10 protein-coding genes, 1 tRNA gene and 1 pseudogene are annotated in these 12,867 nt (G+C 60.9%); 4 read left to right on the forward strand and 8 right to left on the reverse strand.

The annotated features are described in order from the left end of the window. Positions 1-6: 6 nt before the first annotated feature. On the reverse strand, positions 7-1,182 hold the full coding sequence (locus tag AEB_RS13660; protein ID WP_231958739.1) for a HEPN-associated N-terminal domain-containing protein: 1,176 nt from the start codon (positions 1,180-1,182) through the stop codon (positions 7-9). Between the two features lie 75 nt (positions 1,183-1,257). Between AEB_RS13660 and AEB_RS18480 the strand changes: the two are divergent. Further along, positions 1,258-1,437, forward strand: a pseudogene (locus AEB_RS18480) (ATP-grasp domain-containing protein); the annotation flags it as partial. Between the two features lie 212 nt (positions 1,438-1,649). Continuing rightward, positions 1,650-2,821 (forward strand): IS3 family transposase gene (locus tag AEB_RS13670; RefSeq protein ID WP_119081383.1). Its coding sequence is split into 2 segments (ribosomal slippage): positions 1,650-1,914 and positions 1,914-2,821, totalling 1,173 coding nucleotides; the frame shifts between segments, so codons are not numbered across the junction. Between the two features lie 17 nt (positions 2,822-2,838). On the opposite strand, the gene AEB_RS13675 is transcribed toward AEB_RS13670, so the two are convergent. The 4 genes from AEB_RS13675 to AEB_RS13690 all read right to left on the reverse strand — a co-directional run bounded on the left by AEB_RS13675 (position 2,839) and on the right by AEB_RS13690 (position 9,254). Then, on the reverse strand, positions 2,839-3,540 hold the full coding sequence (locus AEB_RS13675) for an RES family NAD+ phosphorylase (protein WP_119083641.1): 702 nt from the start codon (positions 3,538-3,540) through the stop codon (positions 2,839-2,841). Then, positions 3,537-3,950, reverse strand: a complete 414-nt coding sequence (locus AEB_RS13680) for an MbcA/ParS/Xre antitoxin family protein (protein WP_119083642.1) — start codon at positions 3,948-3,950, stop codon at positions 3,537-3,539. Before AEB_RS13680 ends, AEB_RS13675 begins: the two co-directional genes overlap by 4 nt. 59 nt (positions 3,951-4,009) lie before the next feature. Next, positions 4,010-8,242, reverse strand: coding sequence for a strawberry notch family protein (locus AEB_RS13685; protein ID WP_119083643.1), 4,233 nt, complete (start codon positions 8,240-8,242; stop codon positions 4,010-4,012). Between the two features lie 103 nt (positions 8,243-8,345). Further along, the gene (locus AEB_RS13690; RefSeq protein ID WP_119083644.1) at positions 8,346-9,254 is read right to left on the reverse strand and encodes a DUF7146 domain-containing protein; all 909 of its coding nucleotides are present in this window, start codon (positions 9,252-9,254) and stop codon (positions 8,346-8,348) included. A gap of 127 nt (positions 9,255-9,381) precedes the next feature. Between AEB_RS13690 and AEB_RS13695 the strand changes: the two genes are divergently transcribed. Together AEB_RS13695 and AEB_RS18220 are read left to right on the forward strand one after the other, a co-directional pair. Further along, entirely contained in the window at positions 9,382-10,041 is a 660-nt protein-coding gene (locus AEB_RS13695; protein ID WP_119083645.1) for a lytic transglycosylase domain-containing protein, read from the forward strand. Between the two features lie 66 nt (positions 10,042-10,107). Beyond that, positions 10,108-10,251, forward strand: a complete 144-nt coding sequence (locus AEB_RS18220) for a DUF5818 domain-containing protein (RefSeq protein ID WP_007013843.1) — start codon at positions 10,108-10,110, stop codon at positions 10,249-10,251. Between the two features lie 15 nt (positions 10,252-10,266). On the opposite strand, the gene AEB_RS13700 is transcribed toward AEB_RS18220, so the two are convergent. The 3 genes from AEB_RS13700 to mltG all read right to left on the reverse strand — a co-directional run bounded on the left by AEB_RS13700 (position 10,267) and on the right by mltG (position 12,866). Beyond that, positions 10,267-11,520: a tyrosine-type recombinase/integrase gene (locus tag AEB_RS13700; protein WP_119084639.1), complete on the reverse strand. Its 1,254-nt coding sequence runs from the start codon at positions 11,518-11,520 to the stop codon at positions 10,267-10,269. Between the two features lie 178 nt (positions 11,521-11,698). Then, a tRNA-Met gene (locus AEB_RS13705) sits at positions 11,699-11,775 on the reverse strand. A gap of 119 nt (positions 11,776-11,894) precedes the next feature. Continuing rightward, positions 11,895-12,866 (reverse strand): endolytic transglycosylase MltG, encoded by a 972-nt coding sequence (gene mltG / locus AEB_RS13710; protein WP_119083646.1) that lies wholly within the window; start codon positions 12,864-12,866, stop codon positions 11,895-11,897. Between the last annotated feature and the right edge of the window lies 1 nt (position 12,867).

Raw genomic sequence — 12,867 nt, forward strand, 5'->3', positions numbered from 1 at the left:
CCAATCCTATGTCTGCTCGTGCGCCACTGCGGTGAGGTTCAACAACTGTTCAAGGAACACTGGTCCATCCTCGACCGCGAAGCATTGCTCATTCTCGCAGAATAGAACGAACGCGCGCTCCCCGCCTTCCCGGGAACTGCTATAGATAATGCCGTCGATCACGCTGTCGTCGGCGTCACGGAACACCCGTCGGAAATATTCGGTAACGATCTGCGTCGGAACATATTCGATGTGCTCGCGCCCGTCGCACGCGATCGGTTTAACAATATCGCGTGCAAAGGCGTGGAGGAAGCGAAGCGGATGGATGCAGTGATGGCTGTCCTCCTCAAACACGCTCGGGATATCCGGCAGGTCGGCCAGGTCGAGCACCCGAAGAGCGCGCGTCGCACGAAATGTCCCGATCGACAGGATCTGACCGGCATGGTGGTCGGGATCGAAGGTCTCGAGCCGGGCCGTGTCGACGTCGAAAGCGCCATAGAACATGGGAATGCCCGCCGGGCTCATCCGGTTCGATTGCATCGCGAACTGCGCCGGTGGCGTGCCGATTTCCGCACTAGTATGGAAGGGTTCTGCGCCGATGCGGATGCGGAAGAGGTCGGTATCGGCCGGGATCTCGGTGATGAGATTCAGCTCAGCGAGTTCATCGATTACCGTTTCGCCGATTGCCGCCAGCATGCGCGATGGAGGAACCTCCGGCGAGTGATCGCTGTCATCTGGTGTGAGGAAGACATAGCGCGTCTGGTGTTTGACGGTTTCCTTGAAAGCATCCCAGCCCCATTCGAGCCGCTGACTCTTGTCGCCGATGTAGAACTCGCGCTCGACCCAACCGTCACTCCCGACAACATCGATAATTGCCTCAACGACGTCGCTATCGTCGCTGATGTCGTAATCGCCGAGGACATCCCAGGTGTCACTGATTGAGGCCTGATACCCCCCTTCCGCCGAGACATACATGATGCCCTCGTCGTCCGGATGGTTCCAGTCGAAGCGAACACCCGTCAGGACGACACCGATGAATTCATCAAAGCTGGCGGCCATCGGGTCCTCGGATTCCGCGCCGCAGAACCGACACTGCGTTTCCGACACGTTGTCCGACACCCAAGATTTGAGAGCAGGATCAGTAACGCAGTCCTCGCAAATCGCTCCGTCGGCTTCGTAATAGCCGCGCTCTTCCTGCTCCATCTGCCACGCTTTTGCTCGGCCCATTACACCACCCTCGATACGCTCATTGCAGTCAAGGCGCTTGAGCAAGTGTGAGCCCACGCAACTGACATGCTCGGCAACACGCCGGACATGATCCAGACCGGCCCCTTCGGCAAGCAGATCAACCGCATCTACATCTCCGATGGCGCTTTCGACATCGACAGGGAATTCTACCTCGGTCTACTGGTCGATCGCGCCAGAGGCCGCTCCGCGATGATCGCCCGCTTTCGGGGACGCTGATTGAGCGAAAGGAACGACCGAAGTTAGGTGCGGGCTGCCGGAAACACCGCAGCAGAACCCGGACGTTGGATCTTCAAGTCACGCAGCATCAACCACCCGAAACACCGCCCCTGTGCCAGCGTCTCGAACCAGATCGACACCCTGAGGTGGTCCCGGAAATCTGGACAGGGTGCTAAGCTAATCCCGACCTGAGGAATGGACGGGAAATGAAGAAGACGAGGAAGCGGTACAGCGCAGATTTCAAGGCGAAGGTGGCGCTGGAGGCGCTCCGGGGTGACCTGACCCTGGCCGAGCTGGCAGCGAAGCATGGCATCCACCATACGATGATCGCGGCCTGGAAGCGCCAGGCTGTCGAGGGAATGGGGAGCACGTTCTCCGGAGCCGGCGATGCAGCCAAGGCAGCCAGCGAGGCCGAGGTGGAGAAGCTGCACGCCAAGATCGGCCAGTTGGTCGTGGAGCGGGATTTTTTAGCCAAAGCCTCCGGTCGATGAGCGTGGCACGGAGGCGTTCGATGATCGAACCTGCTCACCACCGGCTGTCGATTGCGGCGCAATGCCGGCTGCTGTCGATCAGCCGGTCTTCCTATTATTATGCGCCGGTGCCGGAGACCGACGAGACGCTGGCACTGATGCGGATGATCGACGCGGCGTTCCTCGACATGCCATGGTATGGTAGCCGCCAGATGGTCCGGCACCTGCGCCGCGAGGGCCACGATGTCGGCCGACGACGTGTGCGGCGGCTGATGGCGAAGATGGGCTTGTCGCCGATTTACCAGCGCCCTCGGACCAGCGATCCGAACCCGCAGCACCGGATCTATCCGTATCTTCTGCGCAAACTGGTGATCGAGCGCCCCAACCAGGTGTGGTGCGCCGATGTGACGTATATCCCGATGCGCCGGGGCTTCTTGTATCTGGTCGCGGTGATGGACTGGGCGACCCGCAAGGTGCTGGCCTGGCGGCTGTCGAATACGATGGACGCCGGCTTCTGCGTCGCCGCACTGGAAGATGCGCTGGCGCGCTTCGGTAAGCCGGAGATCTTCAATACGGATCAGGGTAGCCAGTTCACCAGCTTCGCCTTCACCAGCGTGCTGCGCAACGCAGAGGTCAAGATCAGCATGGACGGTCGAGGCCGTTGGATGGATAATGTGTTCATCGAGCGGCTGTGGCGATCTCTGAAGTATGAATGCGTCTATCTCCACGCCTTCGAGACCGGCTCGGAGCTGCGCACTGGCCTCCGGCGATGGATCACCTATTACAACACGCAGCGACCGCACTCGGGTCTCGCCGGGCGGACCCCGGCAGAGGCCTACGGGCGGATCAGCGAACCAGATCATGGGGGGCATGCCCCCCATGATCTGACGACCAGACTGGCGGCATAATCACATCGGGGATTAGCTTAACTTCGTCGCCGACCTGTCCAAGAAGGCGGAACCACCTCACCCGTTCCATTCCAGTGGTAGTCGAGGTGACGTCCTTGAGTGGGGTCGGATGCACAATCCGGGTAGAACAAGCCGACACATTCACCACCCGGATGCCGGATGCTCGGATAAACAAGACCTTCGGCCCCGCCCCCTCTGAGCCTAACAGCGAGGGCTTGCGAGGCAGCATAGTTGTCGGGATCAAGTGCGGGATCGCCTGCGTCAAGGCTCCTGAGATCGTGAAGATCGGCGCTTACCGAAAGGATGATCTCACGGAACTGTGAGGTCCAGCCTGGCGCTTCAAAAGTGCGAGCCATGAAGCGGGCATGATGATGGATTGTTTCGAACAGCGCTGTTTCGAATGTACCCCCCGCGTATAATACGCCGTAGGTCCCATCGGTGAAGCGACTTGGTCGGTCAGTGCTGACATGCGTGAACGGGGCCATCAGATAGGATGCGCCGTTGCCCCCTACCCGGCGGTCAGCAGGTAACAGATCGAGATTGCCGATCGTCGCCATGATGCGGGGATTGGTTTTTTGCTCGGCAGAGATCAGCAGCGGCCAATCTGCGGGGTCTGCGATATCTTCGAACAGGTCGATCGGTGGAAAGGCACTGCGGATAATCCGCACAGCACCTTTCCACTCGACCTGGGCAATCGGAATTGCCTTGGGATCAATCACCCGACACCACGTTCGGCATCAAGATAGCGACGCACCCGCATGATATCAGTCAGTTCGCCGCCAAGCATGACATCGAGCGCACTCGCTCCGGCAAAAGCGGAGTTACCTGCCTTGATCCAGGCGTAGCCACGTTGGGCTTCGGAAAAGATGATCCTCAGCGCCTTGTGGATACCCATCAGATTGGAAAGCCGCGCCGCACCATCGCGCGAGATACGGCCCGGGCCCTCAGCTTTCCACCGCCGATAGGAGCGAACCGGCATGTCGAGCAAAGTCGCTGCCTGTTCGTCAGTTAGTTCCCATTTCCCAAACAGGTTCAGCACGGCGCGGAACATCGCCGCTGCTTCCTCCTGGGTTACAGGATCGGGCCGGAAGGCATGGGGGACGGTATCAACGGGTTGCAGTGCCAACATGAGTATCCTCCATATGGCAGTGTATAGCGCATTTAATGCCATTTGGCAAGCTAACGATCTCATCCCACAAGTCGCGCCAAGACCGCTACTGCGCTCGTCGTCGGGACGAAAAGTCGCGTTTGATAGCGTATGATCTCGGTGAAACACCCATGTGCCTTGTACCAGTCTAGGCGAGACGCCGACCAACCAGTCAGTTCGAGCCGCTGCGCGCCGTTGACGAGGCTGCGCTTGAGCGTGAGCGCTTCGCGGCTTTTGATTTGCATCGGCCGTCCGGTCCCGTTCACCGCATCGACGATTTGCTCTGCCGAGAAGGCATGTTCGTCTTCAAGCCCAAGCGCCTGGCATAGTTCGGGCACACAGTGGAGCGGAACCTCCCGGCCCAACAACGAGCGTCCGTCTCGCGCCGAAATCCGGCTGACGCGAACATAGTCGGAAGGGAGTTTGTCCCACACCGGAAGCAGCAGGCCCGTTGCAAGATGCAGTCGCTCACGCTTGTGATCGGAGGCGGCGTCATCGACCTCAGCCTGCCAGAGGCGGCGAAATTCGGTTGGATCCACCGTTTCCCAGTTGCTCTCCTCGAGTTGATCGGCGGTGATGTGCCCGTGCTTCAAGGGACGGACAAGCTCGAAACGGGCCACACGCATGCCTTCGTCGGTGAGCAGACTGCGCGCCGGGACAAGCAGACCGATCCGGCCTGAGCGCGCATTACGCAGAAGTTGCTGACGCGAACCTGAAAAGCCGTAGAGCTCCTCGAGGCGTTCGAGACGCAAAGGCTTGAGAGCGCGGGCGATCTCGAGTTCCAGGAGATGCGTAGTCGCACCCGACAGCGCATCGGAGCGCAGTAGCGTGTCGGTCACCACCTCGTAATGCTCTACCGCAATGGTCTCGACCCCAATGTCGAGCGTGCCGGCCTGGCGTGCTGCATCGATCCGCGCTTCGACGAGGCCGAGAAACTCGTCAAATATGCCGTTTTGCAAAGCAATCGGCAACGCGAGGATGCGATTGAGCCAACGCTGGATTGTTGGCAGGTCATCGACCATCCCGCCGTCGGGCCCTTCAACCCTGAGCCCGCTCAATTCCTCAAACCGAGAAAGCGTAACGGCTTTCAGCTTGCCTGCGAACAACAGGCCGAACCAGCGATGAAGCGCCTCCTTGGCGTATGTGCTCTCGAGATTGTCGGCAGGATCGAAGAGGTTCTGCCCACCTGTCTGGCGCTGCCCTCGGGTCAGTGCCCCGAGACTGTCGAGCCGACGTGCAATGGTCGATATAAACCGACGTTCGCCACGCACGTCGGTGGTCACCGGGCGGAACAGCGGGGCCGACGCCTGATTGGTGCGGTTGGTACGGCCAAGGCCCTGAATTGCGGCATCGGCCCGCCAGCCCGGCTCAAGCAGGAAGTGGACCCGGCGCATCTGGTTCTTTGCCGCAAGGTCGGCATGATAACTGCGGCCGGTGCCACCGGCATCGGAGAAAACCAGAATCCGCTTTGTCCCGTCCATAAAATCTCGCGTTTCGGCGACATTGGCGCGCGGAGAGCGCGACTGGAGCACCTGGCGTCCATCGCGCCCGACGATCAGGCGGCGGGTACGGCCGGTGACCTCGGCGACCTGATCGACGCCGAACCGTTCGATGATCGCATCGAGCGCCGTCGCGATCGGCGGCAAGGCACAGAGCTGCTCGATCATGCTATCGCGCGCGGCAAGCGCCGAACGACAGAGAACAGGGGCACCGTTCTCATCACTCATCGGTTCGGACCGGGCATTGCCATTCTCGTCCGTAAACACGGCCATCAACCGAACCGGGAAGCTTTTGGTGAGGTAATCGACCACGTATTCGCGGGGGGAGAGATCGATTTCGAGTGCTTCACGTTCCGCATCGGAGAGATCAGCGAGGCGGCGGTTGAGCATGGCTTCGGCGGTCGAGACGAGTTGCACTACAACAGCGTTGCCGTCGGCAAGTGCCGTATCAATCGCAGGCAGCAGGCTCGGCAGCTTCATGGATAGAAGGAGCTGCGCGAAGAAGCGCTGCTTGGTGCCTTCAAACACCGAAAACGCAGCCGATTTGGCACTTGAATTGAGTGTCTCGCCACTGTCAGTGTCGACGATCCGCGTTGCCTCGAGAGCTTCGCGCAGGTTGGCATGAATGATTGCCCAGGCGTCTGCAAAGGCGTCATAAACCGCTACCTGGTCGGGGGTCAGGCAATGCTCGAGAATCTCGTACTCAACTCCGGCGAATGAAAGGGCCCTCGCCGCATACAGCCCCAGTGACTTCAGATCGCGCGCGACCAGTTCCATTGCAGCGATACCGCCATCGCGGATATCTGCGACGAAGGCTTCGCGATTGGCAAAAGCCGTCTCGGGACCCCAAAGGCCAAGACGGGTGGCATAGGCGAGATTATTGACGTCGGATGCCCCGGTCGCCGAAGCGTAGAGCACGCGGGCGCGCGGCAGCAGATTCTGGATGCGAACACCGGCAATGCCCTGCTCCGATCCCTTGACCTTACCACGTGAGCCCTCCCCGCCTGCGGCGTTGGCCATCGCATGGGCTTCGTCGAAGACGATGAGCCCGTCGAAGTCCTCCCCTGCCCATTCGAGAATCTGATCGAGCCGGGTCGCGTCGCTTCGACCCGAACGCAGTGTCGGATAAGTCACGAAGAGTATGCCCTCGCGCATCCCGATCGGGACACCGAGCTTCCATTGGCCAAGGGGCTGGACGTCGATGGGAAGGCCGCCGAGCGCGCTCCAGTCGCGGCGGGCATCTTCGAGCAAAGCTTCGTTCTTGGAAATCCAGATGTGGCGCCGTTCGCCCCTCACCCACCGGTCGAGGATGACGGAAGCGACCTGCCGTCCTTTCCCTGCACCAGTTCCGTCACCAAGAAAGTAGCCCATGCGGTAGGCGTGCCCCTCGGCGCTCGCCTTCAAGGCGCAGCCCTTGTCGTCGGGCTCAAACCGTCCCGGCAGATCGCGGGCATGCGCGCTTGCGGCATAGATCAGGGTCTCGGCCTGCGCAGCGGATAGGACGCCCCCAGCAATGAGGTTCGACGGAAGCTGAGGCACCACTTCGGGCACGGGTGCGGTTATCGAACCCATCGCAACGGATTCGACCAGGGGGGTCGGATGCGGGACAGCATCTGCAATTGAGATCCGGCTCGGCCGGTAGGGCAAATAATGCCCAACCTGGCTTTCGATCGGCGCAGGTGCTTCGAGCGGAGTAAAATCAAGCGGCAGGATCGACGGCGCCGCAGCGGTTGGATGGACCTTAAGTGGAACTGGTTTCGTCCTGTTCGCAACCAGCCGAAGCGGCAATGCTGGCTTGATGCCGATGCTGGGCTCGGCGGGCAGGCTTACCCGGTCAGGCAGCATGTCGATCAGCAGATGAAGCTCGGCAAAGTTTGCCGGCTGGGCGATGATCGGGCTGGTACCATCCTTAGCCTTGTCGAGAACCAAGAGCCGGGTTGAGATAGAGGTGCCCTGCTTGACGAAACCGCGCTCGATCGTCGCGTTGAGGCGCAACGAGACGGGACCGGCGATCCCGACAAGAAACTTCGGAAGCTCGAACCATTCGGGCATCACTGCGACCAGGCGGCCACCGGGCAGAAGGCGCTTCCAGGCAGAACGCAAGTGCCGATCGCCAGTGCGGCTATCGTGGCCCCTCTCGATTCCGTGTGAATAAGGCGGGTTCATCAGCACCACGCTCGGCCCCACGTCGGGCGTGAGAAGTTCGTCGATCAGTTCCGCGTCAAATCCCGTGACTGTCGCCTCCGGAAACACGGCGCCCAGGCATTCGCGGCGCAGCGGCGATATCTCGTTGAGAGCGAGACGCGCAGCTGCCTTTGCCGCCCATACGCCCAGCATACCGGTCCCGGCCGACGGTTCGAGAACCAGTTCAGCGGCAGAAATGGCGCATGCCTTTGCAGCCATCCAGGCCAGACGGGGCGGCGTCGCGAATTGTTGCCACTCGATCTGCTCGTCGCTCCGGTTGGACTGGGTCGGGACCAGACCTTCAAGGCGCGTGAAAGCCTCATCGGCAAAGCTGGATGACATTGCAGGTGAGAATTCAGTTGCCTGCGCCAGGAACAGCACCTGCGCCAATTCAAGTGCAGCATGGGCATCACGTACGGACCAGCGTCCTTCGGCGTCGCTACCGCCGAAGTGATCGGCCATTGTTGCATTTACAGTGAGCCGTGAAATTGCTTGATCTGCAGCGAGCCGCGCGGCCAGCGCCCTCGCCGCTGCCAACACTTGCGGCTCGGCGGGATCGGAGAATGCGAAAGCGGTATTTGCGTGTGACATGGGAGACCTCCTGAAGAGGCCCTGGGTTTGTCCGGGTGTCCGTTCGGATGGATCCGCCCGGGGGCCTCACAAGGCCCCAAGCCCGCTTTTCTCTCACCGACATTCAGACCGCAGCTCGGACTGAGCGCATGAGCACATCATTCCAGTCGTCGCCGGTCAGCTCCGGACGCCTGGTGACAATCAGCCGCCCTTCGCAAGCGTAGGCCTCTCGCGCACGCTCTTCAGCAAGGTGCCCGCCCGCATCATTGTCGACAAAGAGATACAGCTGGTGCACCGATTCCGGGATTGTGGCCAAGCCGAAGCGTTCGTTTCCCAGCGTCGCCCAGCAGGGAACCTTGAACATTTGCATCGCTGAGAGGGCCGTTTCGTTTCCTTCTGCGAGGCCAAGGCGTCCCCCATCCGGGTACGCGAAACGCACCGCGCCAGAACCGGGGCTGCCTAACGCACGCCTGGGCTGATCGAAAGAAGCCAAGCTGGTTTTGTCGAGGTCAAGGAAGGAGCGGTGCAGCGCCAGAATTCCGGCATCATTACGCACGGCCGCCACCATCGCGGGTAGAAACCGGACAGCACCCTTTGGCCCCAGCGGCATATGCGGGTGGAAACGCAGCTCCGGCGAAGAAATCGTGATGCCTCTGGACACGAGGTACTTCTCGGCGGGGCTGCCAGCGATGGTCGACGCCTCACGCCAGAGCCTCAGCGCATTGCGATTGGCGACTTCCTCGCGCGGTTCGGCCACGATCGGACCACTCGTGCCATCGAACAGGTCCGCAATTCGTATTCCGAGCCCGGCCATGGCTTCTAACACCGCCTCGTTCGTGCAGCCGGCAAAGCAATGAACAAGAATTGCGCGCTTTCCGAGTGTGATGCTTAGCGAAGGAGTGCGATCGTCGTGGGCCGGGCAGCAGCACATTCCGCGCGAACGCGACCAGGCACCGCCCAGCTGCTCGACTATCTTGCGCGCGCGGTTTTCCAGTTGCAGACCTCGGAATTGGGATGATCGGTGTTGGTGCATGGGGGCATCTCCATCGTAACGTGCCTCCACCCGCGCAGCCTCCGCTCTGCGTCGCTGACGTTTCATTTTCCTACATCAGATGTTCTATATATGTTCTTTCCCGATTCGACCACCAAAGGATTCGGGAATGAGACTGAAATGGGCAGTAGTTGCAGGGGCAACGACAGGACTTGGGTCCGTCCTCCCCGCTCACGCGCAGGAGATGGAGCCCCCTCAGATGACCGTTGCCTCGGAGTTGACGACCGACGGCTTCCGCGTTGCAGAAGGGACTGATGGCTTCCTTCTCGTCGAACATGGCATTTGGAGAAAGCCTCCAACGGTCTCGTCCGAGCCGCCGGCTACCGATACGGGTCGAACCTATCTGCCCTATCGATATCCAAAGCCCCAAGGCAGCGCGCCATCGGGATTCCGTCGGGCAAGCTACCTTCCTCATGTTTACGCTGCTGAGGCTCAATACTCGCTACCAAGCGGCCTTCTCGACGCTCTCGTATGGACGGAATCACGATATAATCCGATGGCCATCAGCAAGGCCGGGGCCGCAGGTTTGGGGCAATTGATGCCAGGGACAGCGCGGGACCTTGGCGTTTCAAATCGCTTCGATCCCAAGGCGAACATCTTGGGTGCGGCCCGATACCTACGCCAGATGCTGGACAAGTTCGGGGTAGTTCATCTGGCCCTCGCTGCCTACAACGCAGGTCCAGGTGCCGTCGAGCGCGCAGGCGGTATTCCTCGCAATGGCGAGACGCCGGCCTATGTGCGCGAAGTGCTGCGCCATTGGCGTTTTTGAACGGGGGGTGTTGTGAGCGCGGGTCGAATACGCGTCTCGGGAATTTTAAGCCGCGGTAGACGCGGGATGTTCCTGACCACGACAGACGAAGTCGTCTGGATCATCGAGAGCGAAGAACCCGAATGCGAATTCGTCGGATCAGCGGTGATTGTCGAGGGGGTTGTCGCAGGTCGAGATCGTTTGCGCGCAGACTGGATTGGACCGGTCTGATCGACGCCATAGTTATCAGGCTGCGCGCTTCCCTGCCTTCTTGATGTCGATGACCTTCCCGCCGCTCAGATAGTCAGCCCAGTCCTGCATCATCCGGCGCCGAGGAGCCAGGTATTCAGCGGCATTGTAAGCTCCACGCACGTCGTTTTTCTCCGAATGCGCGAGCTGTAGTTCGACCCAATCCTCATGGTATTTCCTGATCCACATGGGCGGCTTGCCGAACTCGACCAACTGCTCATTGGCCCAGGTGCTCGCCAAGCCCCGGAAGCCGTGTACGGTTTGGCGACTGTGGTATCCGAGGCGATAGAGCGCGTAGATCATTGTGTTCTCTGAAAGCGGCTTGTTTGGGCCATTACCCGGGAAGAGAAACTCGCCAGGCGCTGCTGCTATCATAGATTTCGCGATGTGCGTTGCCTGCTGCGAGAGGGGCACCAAATGCTCTCGTCCCATCTTCATTCGCTCGGCCGGTATGCGCCAGACAGGTGATTTGCCGCCGAGGTCTTCGAACTCGGATTTGGCGGCGAAGCGGAGCTCCTTCGTTCGAACCCAAGTCAGGAGCGCAAAGAGAACTGCGTCACGGGTGATTGAGGACCGCCGTTCGCCCTCTTCCTGGTAGGCATGCAGCTTCTCGATGAATGCGGGCAATTCGCTGAGCGGCAGACGGCTCATATGCTTCACTCGTGGTCGCGGCTTTAGCGCCCCACGCAGATGTGTCGTCGGATCATTCGAGGCCAGGCCACACGCGATTGCGAACTGGAAGACTTGCCCCACCCCTTGCTTCGCACGCCGGCTGATATCGAGCGCGCCTCTTGCTTCGATTTTGCGTATCATTGCCAGGACGTCGGGCGCCGTGATTTCATGAACGAGTTTCTCGCCGATGGCTGGAAACACGTCCCTTTCCATGCGCGACCAGACGCGTTCGGCGTGCGCGGCATTCAACGCGCTCTTTCGATTTTCATGCCAGCGCTTTGCGACATCAAAGAAAGTGGCACCCTCCTGCGAGATCACTTCCCCCTTGGATTTCATTGGATCCTTGCCCTCGGCTAGCAACGCCTTTGCGGCTGTGCGCTTGGCACGCGCTGCAGCTATCCCGAGGTCTGGGTAAGCGCCGAACGAGAGCAACTTCTCCTTGCCTGCGAAGCGGTACTTCATCCGCCACAACTTTGATCCGTTCGGCTGGACGAACAGGAATAGGCCCTCCCCGTCGGCCAGCTTGTAGGCGCGATCACTTGGCTTGGAATTTCGGGCCTGAGTCTCCGTGAGAGGCATTGGGGGTATCGCTCCTTTCCGATACTCCGCGAAAATACCCCCAAAATACCCCCACACCAAATCTGGCTGCATGTGGAAGACCATGGGCGCATGCGGACGCGAATCACCCGCAAACCTCTGCTTTTCTTTCGATTTCTGGAAAAATGCGGAAGCTAGTGGAAGCTTCCGGATCAAGGAATGGTAGCGGAGGAGGGACTCGAACCCCCGACACGCGGATTATGATTCCGCTGCTCTAACCACCTGAGCTACTCCGCCCCAAGAGAGGCATCGGTGCCATCAAAAGCACCGGCAAGGCGGCGCGTTTAGGGCTGGTGTGGCGGCCGGTCAACCGCGAAAAAGCATGGTTTGCAGCAAGGTTGAAAAGTGAGGCGCCGCTACATCTCCCCGCGGGCGCGGCGGAGGGCGAACCACTTGGCGACATTGGCGTTATGCTCGGCCAATGTCTCCGCGAAGGCATGGCCGCCGGTGCCGTCCGCCACCATGTACAGCGCCTTCGTTTTGGCCGGATTCAGTACTGCGGCGATGGAATCGCGGCCGGGATTGGTGATCGGCCCTTCGGGCAGGCCAACCATCGTGTAGGTGTTGTAGCCGTTCACCGCCTGAATCTCGGACTGGCGGATGCGGCGGCCCAGGGGCCGGCCCTTGGTTATGGGGTAGATGATGGTGGGATCGGCCTGCAGCATGATCCCCTGCTTCAGGCGATTCGAGTAGAGCCCGGCCACCATGCGCCGCTCGCGCGCTACGCCCGTCTCCTTCTCCACGATGGAGGCCAGCACGAGTGCCTCCTCGGGAGTGGACACGGCGATCCCGGGCGAGCGCTTTGCCCATAGCTCCGCCAGGGTGCGCTTCATCGCCGCCTGCATGCGGGCAAGGACGGCACTGCGGGCCTCGCCCCGTTCGAAGGCATAGCTTTCCGGGAGAACGGAGCCTTCCGCCGGTACCGCCACCTCCCCGGTGAGCAGAGGTTCCGCCATCAGCCGGTCGCGCACCATCACCGAGGGAAGCCCTTCGGGGATGGTCACGAAGCGGCGGATCACGTCGCCATGCTGGAAGGTGTCGAGAATCTGCGCCGGGCTTGCCCCCGCGGGGAGCAGGAACTCGCCGGCGCGCACCGGATCATCGCTGGCGAGCAGCTTGGCGCGCAGAAGGAATCCCTCCGCGGAGGGGATCAGCCGCTCTTCCTCCAGTTTCGCGGCAATAGCCGTCAGGCTGGCGCCCGAAGGCACGGTGAAGCTGGTATCCTGCTCCACATCCGACGCGCCCCACCAGCTCCAGGCGAACCAGCCCAGCGCAAGGAACGCTGCAGCAAGCAGCGCGACCACGAACAGGCAGCCGCGCCGCAGCATC

Origin of the sequence: Altererythrobacter sp. B11, assembly GCF_003569745.1 — a bacterium.
Taxonomy (GTDB): domain Bacteria; phylum Pseudomonadota; class Alphaproteobacteria; order Sphingomonadales; family Sphingomonadaceae; genus Croceibacterium_C.

Bases quoted from the DNA above. Each gene is read 5' to 3' on its own strand.
- mltG (WP_119083646.1), bottom strand. From the start codon at position 12,866: ATGCTGCGGCGCGGCTGCCTGTTCGTGGTCGCGCTGCTTGCTGCAGCG.
- AEB_RS13690 (WP_119083644.1), bottom strand. From the start codon at position 9,254: ATGCACCAACACCGATCATCCCAATTCCGAGGTCTGCAACTGGAAAAC.
- AEB_RS13695 (WP_119083645.1), top strand. From the start codon at position 9,382: ATGAGACTGAAATGGGCAGTAGTTGCAGGGGCAACGACAGGACTTGGG.
- AEB_RS18220 (WP_007013843.1), top strand. From the start codon at position 10,108: ATGTTCCTGACCACGACAGACGAAGTCGTCTGGATCATCGAGAGCGAA.
- AEB_RS13660 (WP_231958739.1), bottom strand. From the start codon at position 1,182: ATGGAGCAGGAAGAGCGCGGCTATTACGAAGCCGACGGAGCGATTTGC.
- AEB_RS13680 (WP_119083642.1), bottom strand. From the start codon at position 3,950: ATGTTGGCACTGCAACCCGTTGATACCGTCCCCCATGCCTTCCGGCCC.
- AEB_RS13700 (WP_119084639.1), bottom strand. From the start codon at position 11,520: ATGCCTCTCACGGAGACTCAGGCCCGAAATTCCAAGCCAAGTGATCGC.
- AEB_RS13685 (WP_119083643.1), bottom strand. From the start codon at position 8,242: ATGTCACACGCAAATACCGCTTTCGCATTCTCCGATCCCGCCGAGCCG.